Below are 24,197 nucleotides of genomic sequence, written 5' to 3' on the forward strand. Positions count from 1 at the left end.
AAACTAATAAAAAATAATAGAATAAAAATTTAATAAATAAAAATAGTAAATAAAATAAAATTAATCTCGAATATAAAACAAATGACTCTTACAATTACAATCAGAACAGCCAAAATCTTCAATATATTCTATATTTTTATTTTTAAACATCTCTTTTGCAAAATTACATTCTTCAGGACTTTCTACGACGTAAATTTCTTTTATATTGCCAAATTCTAGCAAATAATCGATATGCCAATGATTATTCTTATCTTTAGCATCTGCAAGGTGTCTATTGACTCTATTATATAAATTTAAAGAATTTCCCATTGCCGAACCAATATAGTAATAATCTCCTTTTCTAAATTTAATTTCTTTGCCTTTTTTACCAATTTTTATTTTTTTAGGGTATTTTAAATTAATTTTTAAAACGTAAGTACCTTTTTCTTTTGGTATTTTTGTTTTAGATACTTTTTTAAAGTTTAATGTATCTAAACTATCTTTTAATGTTGCTAATTTAGAATAATGAGGGCATATTGCCTTAATTTCGTCGTAGCAGGCGTTACACTTTGGTGTTGGGCTACAAATATCTTGACCGTAAATAACTAAGCTATTATTTATTGATTTCCAATGCTCTTTTGGTAGCTTTAATCTAAGCTCTTGCTCTGTTTCCTCTGGAAAATCCGTACTTATATAATTCCACCGATTACAAATTCTATGCACATGAGTATCCACACAAATTGCGTAATTATCAAATGCTAAACTTACAACTAAATTGGCGGTTTTTCTACCCACGCCTGCCAAATTGGTTAGCTCTTCGACATCATTTGGGACTTTATTATTGTAATCATCTTTTAACTGATTAGCTAACTTTTTTAAATTCTTTGCCTTTGTCTTGTAAAATCCTGCAGGATGTACTATTTCTTCTAGTTCGTTTATATCGATGTTGATTAAATCTTCAGGCGTTTTAATTCTATCGAATAGTTTTTTTGAAACTTTTGCAGTCGTATCATCCTTAGTTCTTGCACTGATTACCGTTGATAACAATATTTTAAATGCCTTTTGATTTAAATCTTCCTTATCATGAAGTAATCTATTAACGACTGCTTCTTTTTTGGTATTTTCTTTTAAAAAATTTAAAAAAGTGATAAAATTTTTATCATATTTGTATTTTTTATTATATTCTTTATTACATTCTTTATTACATTCTTTAGTATAATCTTCAGATGTTTTTTCCATCATATCCCAAATAAAATTACTTTCTAATTAATTTTAATATGTTTATATATCTTTAAAATTCATCATTTCGTTTTTTGTACGAATTTAAACAAATTAAACCTGCGAAACTACCGGCTCCAAACCCATTATCCAAATTAACAACTGCAATACCTGGACTACAAGAATGCAACATTGTTAAAAGGGGCGTATACTTCATACCATAACCTACAGAGGTAGGTACTGCAATAACTGGCACATCCACCAATGAAGATACTACAGAGGGTAAAGCTCCCTCCATACCTGCAATAGCTATTATGCAGTCTACTTCTTTTTCAATCATTAGTTTTAATGGCTTTAAAAGTCTATGTATACCTGCAACACCTACGTCATACATTTGAATTACTTCACAATTCATCAACTCTACGGTGATTTTTGCTTCTTCCGCTACTGGTATGTCCGAAGTACCACCTGCTAATATACCTACTTTTCCCATTTTTGGTATATTCTGCATTTTTTCAGCGTAATCTTTGCGTATTAAGTAAATATACCTTGCACGTTTATTTATTATAATTTCGCAGTTTTCAAGCTCATCTTTATGCTCGTAGTGCAGGGATAATTCATTTTCTATCATTTCTTTTATTTTATCCAAATTTTCCGGATTCTTAACATCTTCTTTTTTTAATCTGGTTGCAAAAGCATAATTATTTTTTAAATACATTTTTACAAGAAAAGTAATTGTATCTTCGATATCCTTACCTTCTGCATAGATTACTTCGGGAACCCCGGTTCTATACTTCCTATTTGTGTCTAAATTAGTTATCCTTAGACCATCTGTCCCATCTAAAATATCCTCAATATAGGACAGTTTTAAAAGTTTTTCAACCTCTTTTTCCGTTATTTTACCATCTTTGTATTTTTGTAAAATATTTTTGAATTCCAAATCCATAATATCCCCATATTGAAAATTGAATAACTAATAATTAATATTTATATAATTTTGATTTTATCATGTCTTATTAGTACTTTTATCTTATTTTTAGCTTGTCTTTTTGGATTATCACTATAATTATCCCTATTTTTCATTTTGAAATAATTTAACTAATTATAAATAGTTTAAACCACAATATAATTACTATAAAAATGCTTGCTATAAATTTTAATTTTAATTTTAATTTTTATTTTATAAAGTAAACATTTGATATTCATTATTAAGGCATGAAAATATTTCAATAATAATCATATGAATAATGATAATAATATACTATGTGGTAATTATGTTAAAAAAGTATTTTAAATTAACTATACCGTTAATAATTTTGTTAGTTATTGTTGCTTTTGGAGCCAAAATATTTGGAGAATGGTCCTATAGCGATAAGTACAATGATGTTAAAGATAAAATAAACAATACTACAACCGAAGCCAACAAATACATAGATATAGCCAATAAAACCTACGAGTTATCCAAAAAAACCATGGATTCAGCAGGCGAGATGTCTAATACTGAGAATATGACTAGTGCAATAGCAAATGTTACGGATACAGTTGCTAAATCTGGCGATATTCTTAATACGGTTGATGATGAATTAAAGAGTATTGATGCTCAGATGGATAAGATGTTAGAAGTTAGCAATGCCGTTAAAGAAGGTAAAGATGTTAAATCTATAGATAATAGTTACTTAGATTCTAACGTGGATACCAATAATGATAATACGGATAGTACAACTAATTATAACACTTATGACACTAATTCAAACTACAACTACAATACTGTAGATAATGAAAATGATAATACGGGCTTATCAACTAGCAAAAGCCCTTATGCTAGTGATGAAAACAGTGTTTCAACTAGTGAAGAAGAAGTGTCCAAAATAAACGACTCTAAGGGCACCTACTATAATTACAATGAAGAAGTTGTAGAATATATTAACTTCTAAAAAATAAAATAATAAATTATTTTCTATTTTTTTAAAATAAATTATAATATTATTTATTAAAATAATAAACTAAAATAAAAATAAACTAAAATAATGTTAAAAAAATAATATTAAAAAAATAAATTTATTTATTTATTTATTTATTTATTCTTCATTTTCTTTTTCAAGCTGTTCAGCTAATTTCTTTTTTTGTCTTTTTTTATAGAGGTAGTAAGCTACAATCAATATTAGTAACCCGATTATTACTCCGAAAATCATAGTATTTGAATCTTCAGAGGTTTTGGCAGGTATGTCCACAGTGAATTCCTTGTTTATAGTGTATTCTTTGTGATAGCTATCGAAATATGTAACTTCAAGGTTTACAGGTAATTTTCCACCGGCTCCTGAATTAAAGGACCCTATTTCAAAGATACCGCTGTCGGAATCATCGCCTTCTAAATCCCCAATGTAAGCTATATATTCATCGGATAAATTTGGACTTGTCAATTTCATTACACAATAGCTTAAATCTGCTGAACCTCGATTTGCTAATGCAAAAGACAATTCATACCCTGGCGTAATTGATTTAATTTCCTCTAAGTAAACGTAAGGTTGATTATCATAAATTACATCTTTTACTTCAAGATTTATAGGCATTTTTGCAGAGTAACTTACCCCATCTTCGCCTATCCAGGTTAAAGTTGCATCTATCGGATAAACACCAGGATTTGCTTCAGGCACGGAATTTGCACTAATTTTTATATTATCGGAACTAGATGCTCTCAAAAGTCCAACGTAATGCGTTGTAGGTCCTACAATATTCACGTTTTCAGAACCTGCAAATGAAATCGAAAGATATTTTGCGTTTCCAGTACCTTTATTATGTATATTTAGAGATATTGATTTAGTTTCGGACGGTTCTATTTGACTTTCACCGTATAAGTCCATTTCAAACTTTGCTAACCCATAAATTGGTAAATAGTATGTTTTACCCATTTCCTGGGTTGATTCGTAATCATCGTCATATCTAATTGCTTTTGCATTTAAAATTATTGGATATTCCCCCGAAGGTGCATTTTCATCCACGTGTACTTTAAAATGTACCACATCAGACTCTCCTTCATTTAAATGAGATAAAGTAGCTTTTCCAATTACTGAATTTACTTGTTTAGTTTCAAAAGGGTACTTAGGTGTTAACTCGATCTCTATGTTTTTTAATTCTTTGTCGGTATTGTCATTTGTTATTTTAATCCATATATCTACATCATCCCCGGGGTGTATGATTTTAGGATTTGAAGTATTGAATGTATTGGTATCTACAGTGTATTGAGGGTTATCTACCTGTAAAGCACTGGTTGAATTTACAGACAGCAATAAAATCATTAATGAGAGTAATACAAATAATAAATTTAAATATGAATAATTCTTTGATTTATTCTTTGATTTTTCTTTGATTTTTTGAAATTTTATGTTTGTTTTTAACATACTTTCACTCAATTAAATTTTTGAAACTTTAAATTTATAATTCTATTTTACATTATTTTATTTTTAAACAATTAGTTTATTAACCTAAATTTTCTATACACTATTAATTTATGTAACATCATATATTAATATTACAATTTTATTCCTTATGAAAATTATATAAGATACATGCTTCATAATTATATATGTCGATTTAAAATACCTTAATTCAATATTAGAATTAATATTAGAATTAATATTATAATTTAATAGTGATATTTATACAGTATAGCTTGGTGGCTTTATGAAATTGAAAGATGTTATTTATTTCTCTGGGCGTAACATGATTCAAAAGAAAACCCAGAGCCTTTTAACGATTATTGGTATTGTTATCGGGATAATGGCAATTGTTAGTTTAATATCTCTCGGATATGGTGTTCAAAGCTACATACAAGATAGTATTACGAGTGTAGGAGCTAATATAGTATCCGTTTATTCTAAAGGTCTCGGAGCAACTGGTACAGTTGTTGAATTTGACAAAAATGACGTAAGAGTTGTAGAAAAAGTTCGGGGCGTAGAGTCGGTGATGTACGGCTCGCTGAAAGGGGCGAATGTGGAATTTAAGAAAGGAGAGGAACAATTTTTAACCGTTAATGGTGTTGACCCCTCTCAATATACAAGAATATATTCCGAAGCCCTAAAGTATAATTTAGAAAGTGGCAGATGGTTAAAAGATGGTGACAAATCTGTCTGTATCATAGGAAATGGAGTAGCACATGACACTTACGAGAGGGATGTTAAGGTAGGGGACAAATTGATAATATCCGACAAAAAATACAAAGTAGTTGGGATATTAGAAGAAGTAGGTGACCCTGGAGAAGCTAAAACCCTCGTAATACCTCGGGAATCAAGCGAATTATTTGATTCTGACAAATATCAATATATAATAGCTTATGTGAAAGATGTTGATGAGGTAGAACGAATAGCTGAAGATATGAGGGAAGATCTTGAAGATGAGAGAAATGAGGATGATTTTCAAGTCTATACGGCTCAAAATATTGCCGAACAAGTTTCTAACATTTTTGGAGTCTTTACAATGTTTTTAGTTGGTGTAGCGAGCATATCTTTAATTGTAGGTGCAGTGGGTATTTCTAACACCATGCACATGAGTATATTAGAACGTAGAAAAGATATAGGTATATTAAAAGCCATAGGCGCCGAAAACAGCACAATATTAAAAATATTCGTTGTAGAAGCTGGTTTCCTTGGATTGGTGGGGGGAATAGCTGGTACGATATTGGGAATTATTATTGCTAAGGTTGCAGAGTATATTGCGTCAGGTGCGGGTTATGGATATATAAAAGCCTGGATAACTCCCGAATTAATACTTAGCGTTCTTGCATTCTCATTCATTGTAGGTGTACTAAGTGGTTACTTCCCATCAAGAAGTGGTGCCAAATTAGACCCTATTCAAACATTGCGTGGAGATTAAGAATTTAAAATATATATTTTAAATAATATATAATTAAATTCGCTATTTTTTTATTTTTTTTATTTTCAATCAAAACATATTAAATGTATTAAATTCAAAATAATATATGCGATAAATGTAATTAGAGTATAAAATTTTAAAGTATTTTAAAGTGGGATTATGGAAAGCGATACGCTAGCAAAAGAAACTAATGAAGAGCAGAGTTTAAAAAATAACTTTGACAATAATAAGCACGATGGCGAATTATATACTGAAAGAGAATATTGCAAAAAAATATTAGATGTTTCATACAACCCCTATGAAGGCTTCCATCCTGCTACTGAAAAAGATGATGAAGGGAAAAAAGTTTTTATTGATGCCAAAAAAATCTGCAGAATATTTGGTACAGACGTTAAAACAAAAGTTCTGGAGGATGTTAATCTTAAGATATATGAAAAAGAGTTTGTAATGATATTAGGACCTAGTGGGTGTGGTAAAACAACTCTAATGAACATATTGGGATTATTAGATACGCCTTCTTCGGGGAAATTGTCTATTAGCGGTAAATTAACTCTGAATATGACAGAGAGTGAAAGAGCCGTATTTAGACGTAAAATAGGCGGTTTCATATTTCAACAGTTCCATTTAATAAACACTTTGACAGCTTTACAGAATGTCGAGTTACCGATGGTCTTGGATAATTTGGAAACGGAACCAAGAACGCAAAGAGCTATGAAACTATTAAATTTAGTAGGTTTAAAAGGAAAAGAACATAATAGGCCGTCTCAATTATCCGGCGGACAACAACAAAGAGTTGCGATAGCTAGGGCGTTATCTAATAAACCAAAAATATTATTTGCCGATGAACCTACGGGTAATTTAGATAGTGTAAGTGGTAAACAAGTTATGAAGCTTATAAAAGAGTTACACGACCAAGGTATAACTATTATTATGGTTACACACGACAGTACGCTTTTAAAATATGCCACAAAAGTTATTAGAATGAAAGATGGACGAATAGAACAATTATTACAGAGAGACGATTAAAAAAATAAAAAATATGCTAATTATAATAAAAAGATAAAAAAATAAAAATAAAAAATATATGCTAGAATATAAAATAAAAAATATAATTTATTTTAATTTAAATTTTTAGTTTTTTAACATGTAAGGTCATTGTGTTCTACAGATAAGTAGAGCTGTCCTTTAGGTTTGTTGTTTACGAAATCACCGATGTATTTGTAGTATGTACCTTTTACTGGTGTTCCTTCGTCTTTTTTAGTTAATTTAATAACTGGGTCTTCAACAATTCCTTCGTATTCAAAAGATGGCAATTTGGATTTTAAAGGGCCATTTATTACAATAGCTCCTTTTAACATTTCCCCGCCTGCTCTTCCTTCAACTTCTCCGTTAATCATAATAATTCCACCGTTTTGGTGAACACCTGGCATGATTTTACAATTTCCATTTACTATGATTAAACCTTTTTTCATGTATTCACCGATTTCGGTTCCTACATTTCCGTTGATGGTAATTTTACCGCCACTCATTCCTCTCCAATCTCCCCTGTAAGCTGAACCTACGTAATCTTTTGCATCACCGTTGATTATAACCTCTCCACCTTTCAAGTTTTGAGCAACCCAACATTCTGCATTACCGTTTACAGTAACTTTACCGCTTTTCATTTCAGCTCCCACATACATTCCAGCGTCACCGTTTACAACGATTTCTCCGCCTTCCATTTTTTCGCCGATTCTCTTTAATTTCATTGAAGAACCATTGATTGTAACTTTTGGAGTGATTATAGCGTCATTTTCCTCGATATTTAGATTAAATAATTCTTCTACGGAAATTTTTTTATTTCCTTGAGGTAATTCAATCTTTTTGATTTCTTCAGCACTCATTTCCTGGAGTTTAACAGGTAATAAACTGTCTAATTCTACAGGTACGTCAATATCTTTTTTAACCGTAAATACAATTTCTTTCATTATCTCACCCGTTATTTGGTGATTATTTAATAATTTGAATATATTTTTAATATATTTTGAATATTAATAATCGCATTATTGGTATTGTAATATTACAATTATTATTTGAGTTATTTAGTTGATTTTTAATTTTTAATTTTTAAGCTTTAATCATTAATTTTTAGTTATTTATTTTATATTATTAAAAAAATTAAATTAGAAATTTCTAATAATTTTTAATTTCAATTTCAATTATTTTATTTGATTTCTGTAGCATCGATGTTTATAGGTTCCCATTGGTTAGCGTAAGCTTCTTGAACTGGGTAGTTTTCGATGTTAACTGAGTAGTATTTCTTAAATCTTGGCTCTAAATCTTTCATCAATTCAGCTTCTAATTCTTCGTTTATTTTAGCATCTACGTAGATTGTATTACCGAATACTTCCTTAACAACGTTTCCGTCTTTAACCACTATGTCACCGTCTTTAAATACGTAATTTGCTTCAAGGAACGCTTTTTCAATCTTTTTACCGTTTTTCTCTTCTGGATCAATGTCATAGATTGCTAAGTCTGCTCTTGCACCTAAACCTAAGTGTCCTCTATCGTCACTTAAACCGAGTACTTTTGAAGTGTTAGCTCTTGTAATTTTAGCTATTTCGTACATGGTGTACTCTCTATCTGTATCGGTTATGTGGCTTTTTTGAGCTGCCCATTTGTGAACTCTATTTTCAATCCAGTCTTTTCTGTATTGTTCACTGATTAACCAAGCGATAACTCTTGGGTATCTGATGAATGGTCCTGCGTTAGGGTGGTCAGTTGTTAAAATAACTTTATCGGAATTAGCATGTAAGAATAAATCTAAACCGATAGCCCATTGTAATGAGTAAACAGGTCCTTTTGGTGAGTAGATGAAAGGAACTACCCCGGAACCGGTTTCGAGCTCAACGTCACAGTTTGCCCATTTTAAACCATTGGTCATGTGTAAATCGTATTCCATTGGCCCGTCTGCAGTCATTGTGGTTGTTTCGTCGAGTGTAATTTGACCGATATCGACCATTAAGTGGTCGTGCTTATTTACGTATTCAGCTACTTCTACACCTTTACTTACACAGTCTTTCCAGCTTGTACCGCCGTAAGAGTGGAATTGTACGTGTGTATTGTAGTAAACGGTATCTCTTTTACCATGTTTAGGTTTTGCTTTGATATCTTTTACACAGTCCATTGTATCGAGTGTAGTTTCCCAGTTTCCAGGGTGACCTAAGTTATTAGGGTGCACGTGGATTGAGTGAGGAAGACCTAACATCTCGTTTACTTGTGCCAAACCTCTTACAACGTCTCTTGGTGTGATTCCAAAGTAAGGGATTTCGTCATCTAAACCGTGAACGTTTTTACCCCAACCCCAAGCTTCAGTTCCTCCAGGGTTAACGATTTTAATTGCAAATCCTCTTGTAGCTTTTAAAAGCCAAGCTACATAAGCAGCACACATGTTTAAATCGCCGTTTTTTAAGTATTCTAAAACCATCCAGTTGTTACCGAATAAGGGCATAGCTGCTTTATCAATTTGAGGTAAGTCTACAAACTCTTCGTGGGTGTGTCTTGCAATTAAAGGTGGCATAGCTGCTTCAATAACTGTTGTGTAACCCATACCGGAGTATTGGTAGCCTGTTTTGTAAGTTGAAGGTACTGAGAATCCGGAACCTTTTCTTAAGCCTTCTTTTTGCCATACGTCTTTTTTACTGTCTTCAGGTCTTAATGTCCTACCCGTATTTACCTTAGCTCCTGCAATGTGACTGTGTGAGTCGACACCACCAGGCATTACGATTTTATTACTTGCATCAAGTACAGTAGCATTGTTGGAAACTTTTTCCACAATTCTACCATCTTTAACGCAGATATCCATTTTTTCGCCATCTACTTTATTTGTAGGGTCGTATACGGTACCATTTTTAATAATGTATTCCATGAAATCACCCTTGAATATTTTTATAATATTCAAATTTATTGTATTTATTGTATTTCTTAATATTTTGAATATTTTGAATATTTTGATTATGGATGTAATTAATAATTTAAGGTCATTTAGTTGATATTTTTTTGAATTGTTTGATTTTTATGATCAATTAATGATATGTTAATTTTTATAAAACTTTTTAATGAAACTAATGGGGTTTACCATACTAATTTATCAAATAACTATTAAATAACTATTAAATAACTATTAAATAATTATCAAAATTTATTCGATGTATGCTTGTCTCATTAATTCGGTCATCATTAAAACTTTTTTATCGGTTTTTTCAACATCTACTGCAATAGGTCCTTTGAATGATGGCATAGCAGTACTTTCCGTATCTGGGAGTACAATCCTGTTTGCCCATGGCCCCATTGGTATAAATATCATTCCTGCAGGGGCTTCTTCTTTGGTTGTCATTACACTTACTACGACGTCACCGTATTCTGAGGTAACTTCGATATTGTCACCATCTCTAACGCCCAATTTTAGCATATCGCTACCGTTCATGTAACAAACTGCCGCAGCATTTTTATAAAGTTCTAAATTTTTGCCTGCTTCTATGGCTTCACCTTGCCATATGGTTCTACCCGTATTTAGCATGAATTTCATATCATCACCTATTCGGCTAATAACCGTTACTTATTAACCAAATTATTTTATGATTAGTATCTTATGAGTATTTTAAGCTTAAATCTTAATTAATAAAATTTTAGTTGATTATATTTCTTTTTTGACATTTTAAAGGATTATGAAATAGGATAATAATTAATTTATGAATTACACCGCTATACTTCAAAAATTAAATTTTTATTTTATTTATTTTAATTATTCATTCGATTTATTTTAATTATTTATTTTAAGTAATTATCTGAATTACTTATTTTTTGATAATTTCAAGTTCTATTGCATCAACGGGGCAAGCTTCAATACAAGCACCGCAACCACCGCATAACTCAGGTTTTAAAACGGTTACTACCCCATTTTCAATTCTCATTATCAATTTTTCGTCACTACTTGGACCTTTGCCACCGAATACATCAGCGTCTTGTGCGTTTACAGGGCAAGCTACAACACAGTTTCCGCAACCGTGGCATCTTTCAGGGTACACTTTAAGACTGTACATTTAATCACCTTTATGTATTACGTATAATTGTTAGGGCGTATGATTACTCATACTTTTTTTATTCTCTTAAATCTAAATAATTAAACAAATTAGTTTAACAGATTAGTTTAACAAATTATTTTAATAATTTTGAGAATGCTTTTTCCCAAGCTGGTGCTTTTGCATCAGTCATGTTTATTTTTGTTCTCTTAACATCCAATGCACTTACTGGACAAGCGTGTGTACAAGCTCCACATAAAACACATACATCTTGGTTAACTTCAACTCTTGGAGGAATTTCTCCTTGCTTTTCTGATTTAGGGAATACTAATGCGTTACATGGACATACTGAAATACATGCACCACAAGCGTTACAAGCTTTTTCGTTAACGATTAATTCTCCTTCGAAAGGCTTTTGAACTTCGATAGCGTCTTTTGGACAGATGTTAGCACACCATCCGCAGGTTACACATACTTCTTTATCAATGGTTGTTTGTCCTTTGATTTCTTTGTAGAGTTCTGGTTTTGGAATTCTGTTTGCTAATGGACACTTGTAACAGATTGCTTCAATAGCATTGTGTGGACAAGCTTTTTCACATACTTTACAGTATACACAAGCATCAGTATCTACAACGATGTCTTTGTATGGTTTTAAGGTTTTTGAGTTTAAATCGTTTGGTATTAATTCGATAGCGTCTGCAGGACAGTATTCTGCACAGATACCACATAATACACACTTGTCATTAAAGCTAATTTCACCTAAAACGAGTGTTTTTCTTTCAGGAAGTTCTCTTTCAACTTCGATAGCACATTGTGGACATACGATTTCACATTGTTCACACAATACACACTTGTCTTGGTTTAATTCAATGTCTCTTTTTATTTTTGGGTATTGTTCCATTTCTTTGATTGATTTGCCGTTGATTGACAAGTTCATTGCATCAAATGGACAAGCACAAGCACACATACCACATAATACACATTTTTCGGAGATATCTAATTTATCCGCTTCGATGTCTCCCTTGAAGATAGCACCTAAAGGTCCCATATCTATAGCTTTTGTTGGGCAAATTTCGCTACAAATTCCGCAACCAACACAAACACAATCTTCCCATTTTAAGATTCTGCTTTCAACGCCCTCTCTTTTAATTTGGATGACGCCGTCATTTTGGTCTTTAATAACATTTTTCATTATATGCCTCCATCCATATGTATAATTACAACGAATAAGTATTATGACTTGCTAACTAACGGTATTTTATGTATATTTAGCTAAGTTATCATAATAAAAATATTAAAATTGTATTTTGTGGGTTATATAATAGTAAATATATTTTATTGATATTCGGATATTGGTATTTCATTGATATTTCATTGATATTTGATGTCATAAAAAATATTAATAATGCAAATTTTAAAAATATATTAATTTACCGTAGTAATATCGGTCAACAGTTAAATTATATCCATAAATTTATATATTTCTATATAGTTCATTTAAATTTTAATTCATATAATAATTTTATAATAATTTTATAATAATTTTATAATAATTTTATAATAATATTTATGAATTATTTTGGTTTTAATCTTTACGATTAATAGTTAGGTATCTACAATCTTACAACATATTTGCTATAATTGATACAAATTATATATCAAGTCAAATCAATCACGAATGACACGACTATTCAAAATCTTGGGAAATTAACTCAAATTTTGGTTCTCCCGTACTTTTGAACCGTATTGCTGAAACAGGGCACTCATCAATACAATAGCCACATAAAACGCATGCTTCGTGGTCTATAGAAATACCGATATTATCGTTAGTGCTTACTGCGTCATAAGGACACTCTAAACACTTTCCACAACCTATGCAAGCATTTGATTTGTAGATAATAGCAATATTGTACAAAGAATTGATTAATTTCTTAGTAAGTTGTTTATTATCACTCAATGAACTTATTATGGGTATGCTTAACTCCATTGGTAATTTAACAATCTTTTCAGAAACTTCAATTACTTTCCTGGAGGGATACCTACCATGCAAATAATGGGAAACGATTGAGCGATCCATATCAAGATAGTCGGCAATTTCACGTTGTAATTTACCTTCTTTTCTTAAATTTAGAGCTACTATCGCTTTAATCCCTGACAATATATGTTCTGGCATACTTTCATCTCGTGTGAGTCATATACATATAGTACCGTACACTATATAAATAATTCTTCTAAATTCAAGTCGAAAACTATATATATTAGTATGAGTTAGGCTAACATATTTTTTAAGAGAACTTAAAAATAAAATTTTTGAAAGAAAAAGATTTCGAGAGTTTTAATGAAATTTAAGAGTGATTAACGCGTATTATAATGTTAATGTATACTAGTTACATCAATCGATAAAACTGTAAGTAAATTTTGTAAAATTTTACGAAAATTTTGGTAAACTTAATAAAAAAAATATAATTTTAAGTATATGTGAGTTAACCTAACATAAAAAATAATTATAAAAATTATAGAAAGGGGGATTTGTGGTTATAATTACATGTTTTCTAATAAATCAGGGAGTTCCGAAAGGCTATTTATTGAATAATCGGCACTAGTTTCTTTTATATCGCTGTATTTACCCTGGTATATTCTAACGGTTTTCATACCTAAGGATTTAGCAGGTATTATGTCCCTATCTTCCCTATCTCCAATGTAAACAACTTCTTCAGGTTTTAAATTCATTTTAGATAGTCCATGTTCAAAAAATTCAGGATAGGGTTTTCCAAGTCCGAATTCCTCTGAAGTTATAACTTCATCAAAAAATGGGCAGATTGACAATCTTATTAATTTTTCCCATTGTTTTAATGTGACTCCATCAGTTAATATCCCTAATTTTAAACCTTTGCTCTTTAATTTAATTAAAGAACTTATTGTATCAGGGAATGGTCTTAATAATGAAAACTTAACATTGTGGTACGTTATAATTCCCGTAGCAATTATTTTTGGGTCATGGTCTCCTTTTAAAGCCTTTACCAAATCGTTGAAGTGCATACTATAGTTAGAACCTTTTTGTAAGATTATACGATTAAGAACTTTTTCAGCTTCTTCTTCTGAATTATGCAATCCTGCGTCCACCATTGCTTTTAAAGCTTCTTTCCGTGCCCTTCGAGCGAATTCTGAAGAGTTATACAGCGTGTCGTCAAGGTCAAATAATACACCTTTTATCACATTTTCACCAAGGCATCAGATTTTTATTTTATTTGTTTTAGTATTGTAATTTAGTATTTTTTACTTATTTTTTTACTTATTTTTTTACTTATTTTTTTACTTATTTTTTTACTTATTTTTTTACTTATTTTATTTAATTTTATTTAATTTTATTTTTTATTTTAGTTTTTCTTCTTTACTTATTATTTTTAATATTATTAATTTTATTTCCTTTTTATTATTGGGTAGTTTTAACCTTATTCTGTACCATCTTAAAAATACCTACAAAGTCATCTTCGGTACTAATTGGAACTACAATTAATCCTAAATCTTTGTGTCTTTCAACCCATTCATCGTCGTAAGCCGGTACATCAATCTTAACTGGCTCATCTAATGGATTTCCAACTATAACATTTTGATAAGGGAAAGCTTCTGCCTCGCCCTCTTCATAAGGTTGTACTGTTTCTCTAATGTAGCCCCCTAAGGACATTGTTAATTTGGGCAATAATACCATTTTAGGCATTTTTCCACCTTCTAAGCTATTATTAAGTCACTTGAGTTAACTTTTTTATGAGATTACAATTTAGATAATTATGAATATGTAATTATGAATATATAAAATACAAAATATAATAATAAGTATAAACTATGATTATACAATAATTATACAATGATTATCTATATTATCTAACATTAATATAGTGGTAATTTATATTTTTATATAATATTTATAGATTTAGGTAATTCATTTTAAGAAAAATAAAAAATAACAAAATAATTAAAAAATAGTAAAATTATTAGAATTATTAGAATTATTAGAATTGTTAAAAGTATTAGAATTATTAAGACTATTATTGGCGTTACTAAAACTATTTAAAAAGGTGAATTTATGAATATTTTAATATTATTGGGCTGTCCGGAGCCTCCCTTATTAATCCCTTCATTCATGTTCTTATTAAATTTACTCAAAAGCAAGGGACATCAAGTTTATGTTGCAGGAAATCCCTCTGCATTAAAATTAATTGAATCTGCAGACCCTGAACATCACTACCTCAAAGGTGTAGGTTTTCAACCTATTGATAATGGTTTAAAGGACAAATTTGACGTAGACTACATATTTGGATTAACACATAATGATGCAGGTATTAACTATATAGTAACCTATAAAATGGTTTATAATAAAGAAACGTCAGCGTTAATATTCGGTACTGGAGAATTGGGCGGATTAACCCAAATTTTAGATGAAAATGGCATTGAAAATAAGTCTATACGTGCGTTCCATAATCCAACGCCTATCAATGTTATGTTAAAAAGAATATTTAAAGAATTTTAAAAAAATAAAAATTAATAAATAAAAATTAATAAATAAAATAATAATTTATTTAATATTTATTTAATATTTATTTAATAATTCTAAATTAGTTTTTTTCTAATTTTATTTCGTAATCGTGGATTACAGGGTTTGCTAATAATTTATTGCACATTTCAGTTAATCTTTCCATTGCTTTTTCTTCATTTTCTGCTTCAAACTCTAATTCAATACTTTTGAATGATTTAACATCGCTTACTTCATTAAAACCTAAAAAGTTTAATGCTTTTAATATTGTTTGTCCTTCAGGGTTTAAAACGCCTTTTTTTAACTTAACAGTAATTTCAGCTTTATACAAAGTATCACCTTTATTATTAATATGTTTCTTTTTTTTCTTTTTTCTTTTTTTCTTTTCTTTTTACGAAAGTATATCAAATTATAGGGTATTTATTCTAAATATTAGTATATTATTCTAATAAACCCATTCTTTTAGCAACTATTTCGTATTTTTCGAGAACATTTCCTAAATCTTTTCTAAATACGTCTTTATCCATTACATCGTTTGTTTCCTTGTCCCATAATCTCATTGTATCAGGGCTTATTTCATCAGCTACAACTAATTTACCGTCGTTTGTAAGGCCGATTTCAATTTTATAGTCTACTAATTTAATACCAATGTTATCGAAGTATTTAACTAAAACGTCATTTACTTTTAAACCGATTTCTTTAATTTCATTTAATTGCTCGAGTGTAGCAATTTCGAGAGCTAAAGCGATATCGTAGTTTAACATAGGGTCGCCGTATTCGTCATTTTTATAGTCAAATTGAACTATTGGGGTTTTTAATTCTTTTCCTTCTTCGAATGGGTATTTTCTGCATAAACTACCTGCGGTTATGTTTCTAACGATTACTTCGATAGGTACGATTTTAACACTTTTTGCGATTGTAGTTGTAGGCTCAATGTATTCGATGAAATGTGTTGGAATTCCTGCTTTTTCGAGTACTCTGAATAATTCTGCTGAAATTAAAGCGTTTAAATATCCTTTTCCGCTTTTTACATCGTGTTTTGCACCATTTCCTGCAGTTATGTCATCCCTGAATTCAACTAAAACGGTTTCGTTGTCAATTTCGTAAATGGATTTAGCTTTTCCTGTGTATAATGGTTGTTTTGATTTTATTTGCTCTAAATCGTAAGATGTCATTTTGTCACCAGCATATTTTAATTATTATTATTATTATTATTATTATTTGTATTATTTGTATTATAATTTGTATTATTTCTGTACTGTTTTTGTATTATAATTTGGTATGTAATGTAAGTTATAATATGGTATCCATTTTTAATATTTAAACCTAATTAAGAATAATAAAAATAATTATCAATGAATACCCATAGTTAAAATATTGATAGGGATTTATATTCCCGTACCTACCCCTAAATAAATCTGATGGTTTATAGCTCGCCGACTACATTGTCAATGAGCGGTCAGTATTTAAAACTCTGAAAGAATTATTTAATAAGCAAATCGTAAGATTTACCATTATGCGAATCGCCCAGAAGCAGTTGGGCAAGTTGGGCATTAAGCGTAATTAAATAATATATATTTATTTACTCTCTGCCGTCCGCCCATCGACAACATAATGTTGGCGAGATATAAACCGCTAGGTTTATTTAAAGGCAGTTGGGCATTAAGATATAAATTTATATATTATGAATTATTAGTTAAAATGTACTTAGATTATATAATCTTATTATTGATTTTAAATCATTAAACTTTGAATAATTAAAAGGCATTAAGGTGTTATTATGGAAAACGTTGTTATAACCGTTATTGGATTGGACAAACCAGGGATTGTTGCAGGAATTACAAAAATTATTGCAGATAGTAACTCAAACATTGTGGATATAAAACAAACTATCATGCAAGATTTATTTACAATGATTATGATGATTGATATTGAAAGCTCAAACAAACAATTGTCAGAACTTAAAGAAGAATTAGAAAAATTAGGTGCTGAAATTAACGTTAAAATTACCGTTCAACACGAAAATATATTTAAATACATGCACAGACTTTAAATAACTTTTTTTCTCATTTTTAAGTATTTTTTTATTTCTATTTTTATTTCTATTTTTATTTTTTATTTTTACATATTATTTTATTCGTATTATTATCTCTTTTATTTGAATTTTTAGTAGTATTATTTTAATTTTAATAACCCGTATATTTTAATATAAATTATATATAATATGATAAAATATGATAAATATGATAATTAAGAATTAATATAATCAATAATAAAATAAACCGGGCGATTTTATGATATGGAACAAAACCATCGAATGTAGGGATAGGGAAGAAATGCGAGAATTACAAAGTAAAAGACTTTGTGAAACTGTTAATCGTGTGTACTACAATGTGCCATTTTACAGAAATAAAATGCAAGAATTGGGCGTTTACCCTGAAGATATTGAAGGTATAGACGATATAGTAAAATTACCATTCACTACAAAACAGGATTTAAGAGACAACTACCCATTCGGGATATTTGCGAGTCCTATGGAAGATATAGTGAGAGTTCACGCATCTTCCGGTACTACAGGTAAGCCTACCGTAGTTGGATACACTCGTAGAGATATTACTATTTGGTCAGAAATTGTGGCAAGAACATTGAATTTTGCAGGTGTTTCTAAAGACGACTTCATACAAATTGCATACGGATACGGTCTTTTTACGGGCGGATTAGGTTTACACTATGGTGGTGAAAGACTTGGAGCTACTGTTGTACCAATATCTGGTGGAAACACAGAAAAACAAATACAACTAATGCAAGACTTTAAAACCAGTGTAATTGCATGTACTCCGTCTTACGCCCTATATTTAGCTGAAGCTATGCAAGAACGTGGCGTTGACCCTAAAAGCTTAAATTTAAAAGTGGGTATTTTTGGAGCTGAACCTTGGACTGAAGCTATGCGTGAAAATATTGAGGAAAGCTTTGGTATTAAGGCATACGATATATATGGTTTAAGCGAAATTATGGGTCCAGGTGTGGCTTGTGAATGTGAAGCTAAAGCTGGTTTACACATTAATGAAGACCACTTCATACCAGAAGTTATTGACCCCAATACACTTGAACAACTCCCTGAAGGTCAAAAAGGTGAGTTAGTATTTACAACTGTTACAAAAGAAGGTTTACCACTCTTAAGGTATAGAACTAGGGACTTAACAAGTCTTAATTATGAAAAATGTGAATGTGGTAGGACATTAGTAAGAATGAACAAATGTACCGGTAGAAGTGACGATATGCTCATTATTAGGGGTGTTAATGTATTCCCATCACAAATTGAGAGCGCTTTGCTTAAAATTAACGAAGTTTTACCCCACTACATGCTTGAGGTCGATAGAATCAACAACTTGGACGTTTTAAGCGTACTCGTTGAAGTTGACCCTGCATTCTTCTCAGATAAAATTAAGGAACTTGAAAAATTAAATAAAAGAATTAAAAAAGCAATTGTAGATGTAATTGGAATCAATGTAAACGTAAAATTGGTAGAACCTAAAACACTTGGTAGAACAGAAGGAAAATCAAAAAGAGTAGTTGATAAAAGAATTATTCAGTAAATAATTAGTTATTACTTATCTACTAGTTAATTATTAGTTAATTACTAGTTATTTAATTATTTACTAATTATTTAATTATTTACTAATTATTTATTTTTTCAAGAATTATGCCATGATATAATTGAATATAAATCGAATATTGCATATACTAAAAAATATAAAATAAAATTAGGTAAAAATATAATTAAATAGCAAAATATATTAAATTATACTAATAAAATATTAAATAATTACTTAATGGTGAGTTTTATGATTGCTAAACAATTGTCTGTATTTTTAGAAAATAAATCCGGTAGATTATACGAAGTTATGGAAATTTTGGAAAAAGAAAATATTAATATAGTAGCTTTAAGCGTTGCAGATACTACAGAGTACGGAATATTAAGAATGGTAGTTTCAGACCCTGAAAAAGCTTTAAAAGCACTCAAAGACAATTTATTTTCAGTTGGTTTAACAGATATTGTTTGCATCTGCATACCTAATGAAGTTGGTTCTTTTTCAAAAGCTTCCAAGTATCTTTCTGAAGAAGAAATTAGCATTGAATATATGTATGCTTTTGCATTAAATGACAAAGCTTTAGCCGTTTTAAGAACTGAAAACAACGAAAAATGTATTGAAGTGCTTACTAGCAAAGGAATAGAAGTTGTAAGTGCAGATAGGTTGAAAAAAATCTAATTTGGAATTAGGCTTTTATTATTTTATTAATTTATTTTTTACTTTTTTTATTATTTTATTAATTTATTATTTATCCTTATTTCTTAAGTCTATTTTAATCAATATAATTTAATTTTAATAATCATATGTATATAGTTTATATTGCTATAGTATTAAATATGATATAAAATAATTATTTGAACTTACAGTTTATTAAATTACAAATATTGATTAATTTTACAGATTATAATTTCAAGTTATAATTTCAAGTTATAATTTCAAGTTATAATTTCGGATTATAAAATAATAATAATAATAATAATAATTATGCGTGATAATAATGTTACAAGAAATCAAAGCACTAATTGCGTTTATGACAAAAATACCTGTAGCAAATGTAACGTGCGGTTTTGAAGACATGGCCAAATATTTTTGGTTTATGCCACTTATCGGTACATTAATAGGGCTTTTTGGAGCTTTAATAGCTTATGGACTTTACAGTATTGAATTTTCCGCTCCGTTACTTGCAGGTATTATCGTACTTTGTACACTTTTATATATGCAAGGATTCCACCATGTTGATGGATTGGGCGATTACGGAGACGCTTGGATGGTAATGGGGAATAAAAGGAAAAAATTAGAAGTAATGAAAGATGTAAACATTGGTATTGGCGGAATAATGTTTTTATTATTTGTTGAATTTGCGTCAGTATTTGCACTAGCACATTTATACGGTAATGTTTCAATTTTTGAGTTTATGAAATATGTCATACTTGTAGAAACTTGCTCGAGACTTGTATTGTTAGCTTGTGCTACTTGTGGTATTCCTGCTACAGAGGGTACTGGACGGTATTTAGTTAAAAAATCTAACGAAATGTTCTTATTAATTGGAATATTGACCCCTTTATTGATTGGTTACTTGTTGGGCGTATTTAAAATAGCCATTATGCTTGCGACAATCTCCGCATTCTTTGGAATGTATTTTGCTTGGAAATCAAACAAAACGATGGGATGTGTTACAGGCGATATATTGGGAGCTTCTGCGGAAATGGGTAGAGCTTTACTTTTAGTTTTAATTATAGCTTTAGCCCCTGCGGTAAAATATGGTATACTCAACATATAATTACTAATTATGGATTTATTGAGTAAATTTATATATTTTAAAAGAATATAAACTAAATAATAAACTAATACTAAATTAATAATAAATTAATAATATATTACTTAAAAAATTATCTTAGTGGTAGTATGTCAAAAATAATTGAAAATGGCGTAATTGAAAAAAGAAAAATGGAATTAATAGGTTTAGAAATCCCCTTGATTAAAGGTGGCGAAGATTTAGCAGAAATTATCGCAGAATATCCCTTAGAAAATAACGATATAATTGTAATTGCTGAAACAGTTGTTGCAAAATCTGAAAACAATGTTATAAATAAAAAAGACGTTGTAGTATCTGAAATAGCAAAAGAAATTGCCAAAAAACTTGAAAAAGACCCTGAAGTAGTTCAAATTATATTAAATGAGGCAAATGAAATTGTAAAGTTAGGGGATAAGTTTATAATAACGGAAACTAAACACGGCTTTGTTTGTGCAAACAGTGGTGTAGATGAAAGTAATTCTAAAGACTTAGTTAAGCCACTCCCTCAAAACCCGGACCTTAGTGCTGAAAAGATAAGGGAAAGAATTAAAGAGTTAACGAACTTAGATGTTGGCGTTATTATTAATGATAGCATGGGTAGGCCATTTAGAAACGGTTCTTGTGGTGTTGCAATTGGCGTAAGTGGTATCTGTGCATTATGGGATAGGAAAGGTGAAAAGGACCTATTTGGTCGTGAGTTAAAAACCACTGAAGTGGGAATTGCTGACGAGTTAGCTGCAGCTGCTTCTGTTATCATGGGACAATCTAATGAAGGAATACCTGTAGTTATTGTTAAAAATGCACCTATTCCATTACAAAAAGGTACGGGAAAAGATTTAATTAGAAAAAAAGAATTTGACGTATTTAGATAATTTATTGATGAAATAAATAATTATTTTTTTATTTTTATCTTTATTTCTATTTTTTATTTATTTCTATTTTTTATTTATTTTTTATATTTTTAATTTTAGATACTAGATATTTTTTATAGCTAGTAAATTTAAAATATATAGTTTATATATTATTGAAGATATTAGTATGTTATAAATTAAGTATATACTATTTATGCACTAAATATGCGCTAACTATATGGTATGTATATTAAATTAAATTATAATTTTATCGATTATCGTGATTAACATGTCAAAAAACGAAAATAACCCCGAATTAAAAAATAATAACGGAAATGCCAAGAAAAAAGTTGCACTAACTGCAGGTACTTTTGATTTACTGCACCCTGGACACTTTAACACACTTGACTTTGCCAAAAAACACGCGGATGAATTAGTCGTTGTACTTGCTAGAGACGAAACTGTTAAACGTATTAAAGGAAGAAAACCAGTTATTCCTGAAGAACAACGAAAAATGATGATAGAAACACTTAAACCAGTTGACAGAGCCATATTGGGTAGTTTAACAGATAAATTAGAACCTATATTAAATATAAAACCCGATATAATTGTATTAGGTCCTGATCAAACTACATATCAGCTTGAGGAATTGAAAAGCCAACTTTTAGAAAGGGGCTTTGAAACTGAAATAATCAAAGTTGAAGAATATGTAGAATGTCCTTTCCATAGTTCTTATGACATACTAAAGGAAATTGTCAAAAGATGGTGTAACAAGGAAATTGAATTAAAATAAGCATTAATATTGTGCTTAAAATAGTGACTTTATTTAACTAAATAAGCTCGACGATAAATCATAATAAAAACTAATTTATATAATAAGGTAAATATAATTAATCGGGCTGATTGACATAATGTAAATTCCATATGAATAATAAATAGATATAAATTGAATAAACTACTAAATATCCTAAATAATTAGGATAATTACTTATCGTCACATAAATCCAAACGATATTTAATATTTATTACTATTTCGGGACAATTAAATATCTACTAATAGTTACATTCATCTATTAGTAAGTGTATATCATACAACTCTTTAAATATGATAATGACATTAATAATAATTTAGACAAGTTTTATATTTACAATGGAATGTGTGTGCAATGATGAGTGCCGACTTCGCGGAGAGCTAAGCTCGATGAAGACAACGGGGACGACTGAGCACATCTTTTTATTGATTTAACGAACTTAAACACTGCTATTTTAAAAAGATTAAACATTATTAAATCTAAAAAGTTTTAAAAATTTAAAAGTTTAAAAGTTTAAAAGTTTAACATTTGTATATTTAAATCTAAAAATAAATAAATCAATGATTAAAAAATTAGAGTAAGATAAATAAAATTTAAAAAAAGAGTTAAATATTATAATTTATTTTTTATCAATTCCTTCTTCACATAATGATTTTAAGTAGTCTTTAAATCCCGGTATTTTTTCGAGTCCTAATTCAACATTAGCTTCTAACCAGCCTTTAATATCTCCGATATCATATCTTTTGTAGTTTAATTCGATTCCTATAATTTTTTCTTCATTTAAGAGTGTTTTCATTGCGTCGGTTAGCTGAATTTCGTTTCCACGCCCTGGTTTGGTATTTTTAATATGTTCAAATATCTTTGGAGATAATAAATAAGCTCCGGTGATAATTAAGTTTGATGGAGCTTCTGAAACTGGCGGTTTTTCTACCAAATCATCAATGTCATAAACACCTTCTTCGATTTGTTTGCCTGCTATGACCCCATATTTTGAAACATCTTCCTCAGGTACTCTCTCAAGTGCAATTACTGAGCAACCATATTTTTCGTGTGCATTCATTAATTCCTTTGCAACATTTTTAGAGTATATTGTGTCCCCCACCATTAAAATAGAGTACTCGCCACCGACAAATTCACTACCGCAACCAATTGCGTGCCCCAATCCTAGTTGTTTCCCTTGTCTTGTGTAATATATTGTCGCTAAATTGTTAATATCACTTATTGCTTTTAAAGCATCACATTTTGCATCCTTCTTCAAACGTTCTTCGAGTTCGAAATTTTTATCAAAATGGTTTTCGATTGCATATTTTCCTTTTCCAGTAACAATCATAACATCTGAGATACCTGCTTCTGCTAAATCCTCGATTACATATTGAATTATGGGTTTACCCAATACGGGGAGCATTTCCTTAGGTTGCGCCTTTGTAATTGGTAATAGTCTTGTACCAAAACCTGCTGCCGGAATTATTGCTTTTTTAACCATTTTTTC

General features: G+C 29.8%; 24 protein-coding genes. 10 read left to right on the forward strand and 14 right to left on the reverse strand.

Annotation, left to right across the window (positions count from 1 at the left end; translation table 11 throughout):
* Window positions 1-60: 60 nt before the first annotated feature.
* On the reverse strand, window positions 61-1,128 hold the full coding sequence (locus J2127_RS06505; protein ID WP_432442929.1) for a DUF123 domain-containing protein: 1,068 nt from the start codon (window positions 1,126-1,128) through the stop codon (window positions 61-63).
* Between the two features lie 142 nt (window positions 1,129-1,270).
* On the reverse strand, window positions 1,271-2,143 hold the full coding sequence (gene larB, locus J2127_RS06510; RefSeq protein ID WP_209732758.1) for a nickel pincer cofactor biosynthesis protein LarB: 873 nt from the start codon (window positions 2,141-2,143) through the stop codon (window positions 1,271-1,273).
* A 370-nt stretch (window positions 2,144-2,513) separates the two neighbouring features.
* On the opposite strand from larB, the gene J2127_RS06515 reads away from it, so the two are divergent.
* Entirely contained in the window at window positions 2,514-3,131 is a 618-nt protein-coding gene (locus J2127_RS06515; RefSeq protein WP_209732759.1) for a hypothetical protein, read from the forward strand.
* A 144-nt stretch (window positions 3,132-3,275) separates the two neighbouring features.
* Here J2127_RS06515 and J2127_RS06520 read toward each other — a convergent pair whose 3' ends face one another.
* On the reverse strand, window positions 3,276-4,595 hold the full coding sequence (locus J2127_RS06520) for a COG1361 S-layer family protein (protein WP_209732760.1): 1,320 nt from the start codon (window positions 4,593-4,595) through the stop codon (window positions 3,276-3,278).
* A gap of 283 nt (window positions 4,596-4,878) precedes the next feature.
* On the opposite strand from J2127_RS06520, the gene J2127_RS06525 reads away from it, so the two are divergent.
* The gene (locus tag J2127_RS06525) at window positions 4,879-6,066 is read left to right on the forward strand and encodes an ABC transporter permease (RefSeq protein ID WP_209732761.1); all 1,188 of its coding nucleotides are present in this window, start codon (window positions 4,879-4,881) and stop codon (window positions 6,064-6,066) included.
* A 351-nt stretch (window positions 6,067-6,417) separates the two neighbouring features.
* On the forward strand, window positions 6,418-7,092 hold the full coding sequence (locus J2127_RS06530) for an ABC transporter ATP-binding protein (RefSeq protein ID WP_209732796.1): 675 nt from the start codon (window positions 6,418-6,420) through the stop codon (window positions 7,090-7,092).
* 113 nt (window positions 7,093-7,205) lie between these two features.
* On the opposite strand, the gene fwdC is transcribed toward J2127_RS06530, so the two are convergent.
* From fwdC to J2127_RS06570, 8 genes are all read right to left on the reverse strand, one after another.
* Window positions 7,206-8,033, reverse strand: a complete 828-nt coding sequence (gene fwdC, locus J2127_RS06535) for a tungsten-dependent formylmethanofuran dehydrogenase subunit FwdC (RefSeq protein ID WP_209732762.1) — start codon at window positions 8,031-8,033, stop codon at window positions 7,206-7,208.
* A 236-nt stretch (window positions 8,034-8,269) separates the two neighbouring features.
* Window positions 8,270-9,973: a tungsten-dependent formylmethanofuran dehydrogenase subunit FwdA gene (fwdA, locus tag J2127_RS06540; RefSeq protein ID WP_209732763.1), complete on the reverse strand. Its 1,704-nt coding sequence runs from the start codon at window positions 9,971-9,973 to the stop codon at window positions 8,270-8,272.
* A 273-nt stretch (window positions 9,974-10,246) separates the two neighbouring features.
* Window positions 10,247-10,633: a tungsten-dependent formylmethanofuran dehydrogenase subunit FwdD gene (gene fwdD, locus J2127_RS06545; protein WP_209732764.1), complete on the reverse strand. Its 387-nt coding sequence runs from the start codon at window positions 10,631-10,633 to the stop codon at window positions 10,247-10,249.
* Window positions 10,634-10,901: 268 nt separating this feature from the next.
* A complete protein-coding gene (locus tag J2127_RS06550) occupies window positions 10,902-11,147 on the reverse strand; it encodes a 4Fe-4S binding protein (protein WP_013180263.1) in 246 nt (81 codons plus the stop codon).
* Between the two features lie 115 nt (window positions 11,148-11,262).
* Window positions 11,263-12,318 (reverse strand): tungsten-dependent formylmethanofuran dehydrogenase subunit FwdF, encoded by a 1,056-nt coding sequence (gene fwdF / locus J2127_RS06555; protein ID WP_209732765.1) that lies wholly within the window; start codon window positions 12,316-12,318, stop codon window positions 11,263-11,265.
* A gap of 495 nt (window positions 12,319-12,813) precedes the next feature.
* On the reverse strand, window positions 12,814-13,299 hold the full coding sequence (locus tag J2127_RS06560) for a 4Fe-4S dicluster domain-containing protein (RefSeq protein WP_209732766.1): 486 nt from the start codon (window positions 13,297-13,299) through the stop codon (window positions 12,814-12,816).
* Between the two features lie 368 nt (window positions 13,300-13,667).
* Window positions 13,668-14,342: a TIGR02253 family HAD-type hydrolase gene (locus J2127_RS06565; protein WP_209732767.1), complete on the reverse strand. Its 675-nt coding sequence runs from the start codon at window positions 14,340-14,342 to the stop codon at window positions 13,668-13,670.
* A gap of 217 nt (window positions 14,343-14,559) precedes the next feature.
* Entirely contained in the window at window positions 14,560-14,844 is a 285-nt protein-coding gene (locus tag J2127_RS06570) for an energy-converting hydrogenase B subunit P (RefSeq protein ID WP_209590564.1), read from the reverse strand.
* Window positions 14,845-15,210: 366 nt separating this feature from the next.
* Here J2127_RS06570 and J2127_RS06575 point away from each other — a divergent pair, with 366 nt between their 5' ends.
* Entirely contained in the window at window positions 15,211-15,654 is a 444-nt protein-coding gene (locus tag J2127_RS06575; protein WP_209732768.1) for a DUF1890 domain-containing protein, read from the forward strand.
* 85 nt (window positions 15,655-15,739) lie between these two features.
* Here the strand turns inward: J2127_RS06575 and purS are convergent, their stop codons facing one another.
* Window positions 15,740-15,988 (reverse strand): phosphoribosylformylglycinamidine synthase subunit PurS, encoded by a 249-nt coding sequence (purS, locus tag J2127_RS06580; RefSeq protein WP_209590562.1) that lies wholly within the window; start codon window positions 15,986-15,988, stop codon window positions 15,740-15,742.
* 109 nt (window positions 15,989-16,097) lie between these two features.
* Complete coding sequence (gene purC / locus J2127_RS06585; RefSeq protein ID WP_209732769.1) at window positions 16,098-16,832, reverse strand: phosphoribosylaminoimidazolesuccinocarboxamide synthase; 735 nt, start codon at window positions 16,830-16,832, stop codon at window positions 16,098-16,100.
* Window positions 16,833-17,437: 605 nt separating this feature from the next.
* On the opposite strand from purC, the gene J2127_RS06590 reads away from it, so the two are divergent.
* The 6 genes from J2127_RS06590 (at window position 17,438) to J2127_RS06615 (ending at window position 22,689) form a co-directional block, all read left to right on the forward strand.
* The gene (locus J2127_RS06590; protein WP_209732770.1) at window positions 17,438-17,710 is read left to right on the forward strand and encodes an ACT domain-containing protein; all 273 of its coding nucleotides are present in this window, start codon (window positions 17,438-17,440) and stop codon (window positions 17,708-17,710) included.
* A 241-nt stretch (window positions 17,711-17,951) separates the two neighbouring features.
* Window positions 17,952-19,253 carry a phenylacetate--CoA ligase family protein gene (locus J2127_RS06595; RefSeq protein WP_209732771.1) on the forward strand — a complete coding sequence of 434 codons (1,302 nt, stop codon included), beginning with the start codon at window positions 17,952-17,954 and terminating at the stop codon, window positions 19,251-19,253.
* A gap of 249 nt (window positions 19,254-19,502) precedes the next feature.
* Complete coding sequence (locus J2127_RS06600) at window positions 19,503-19,928, forward strand: acetolactate synthase (RefSeq protein WP_209732772.1); 426 nt, start codon at window positions 19,503-19,505, stop codon at window positions 19,926-19,928.
* Between the two features lie 319 nt (window positions 19,929-20,247).
* A complete protein-coding gene (cobS, locus tag J2127_RS06605; protein WP_209732773.1) occupies window positions 20,248-21,030 on the forward strand; it encodes an adenosylcobinamide-GDP ribazoletransferase in 783 nt (260 codons plus the stop codon).
* A gap of 125 nt (window positions 21,031-21,155) precedes the next feature.
* Window positions 21,156-21,917: a coenzyme F420-0:L-glutamate ligase gene (locus tag J2127_RS06610; RefSeq protein ID WP_209732774.1), complete on the forward strand. Its 762-nt coding sequence runs from the start codon at window positions 21,156-21,158 to the stop codon at window positions 21,915-21,917.
* A 268-nt stretch (window positions 21,918-22,185) separates the two neighbouring features.
* Window positions 22,186-22,689, forward strand: coding sequence for an adenylyltransferase/cytidyltransferase family protein (locus J2127_RS06615; protein ID WP_209732775.1), 504 nt, complete (start codon window positions 22,186-22,188; stop codon window positions 22,687-22,689).
* A gap of 638 nt (window positions 22,690-23,327) precedes the next feature.
* Here the strand turns inward: J2127_RS06615 and galU are convergent.
* Complete coding sequence (gene galU / locus J2127_RS06620; protein ID WP_209732776.1) at window positions 23,328-24,191, reverse strand: UTP--glucose-1-phosphate uridylyltransferase GalU; 864 nt, start codon at window positions 24,189-24,191, stop codon at window positions 23,328-23,330.
* Window positions 24,192-24,197 lie beyond the last annotated feature (6 nt).

It is taken from the genome of Methanococcus voltae (assembly GCF_017875395.1).
GTDB classification, from domain to species: Archaea; AGJL01; Methanococci; order Methanococcales; family Methanococcaceae; genus Methanococcus; species Methanococcus voltae_C.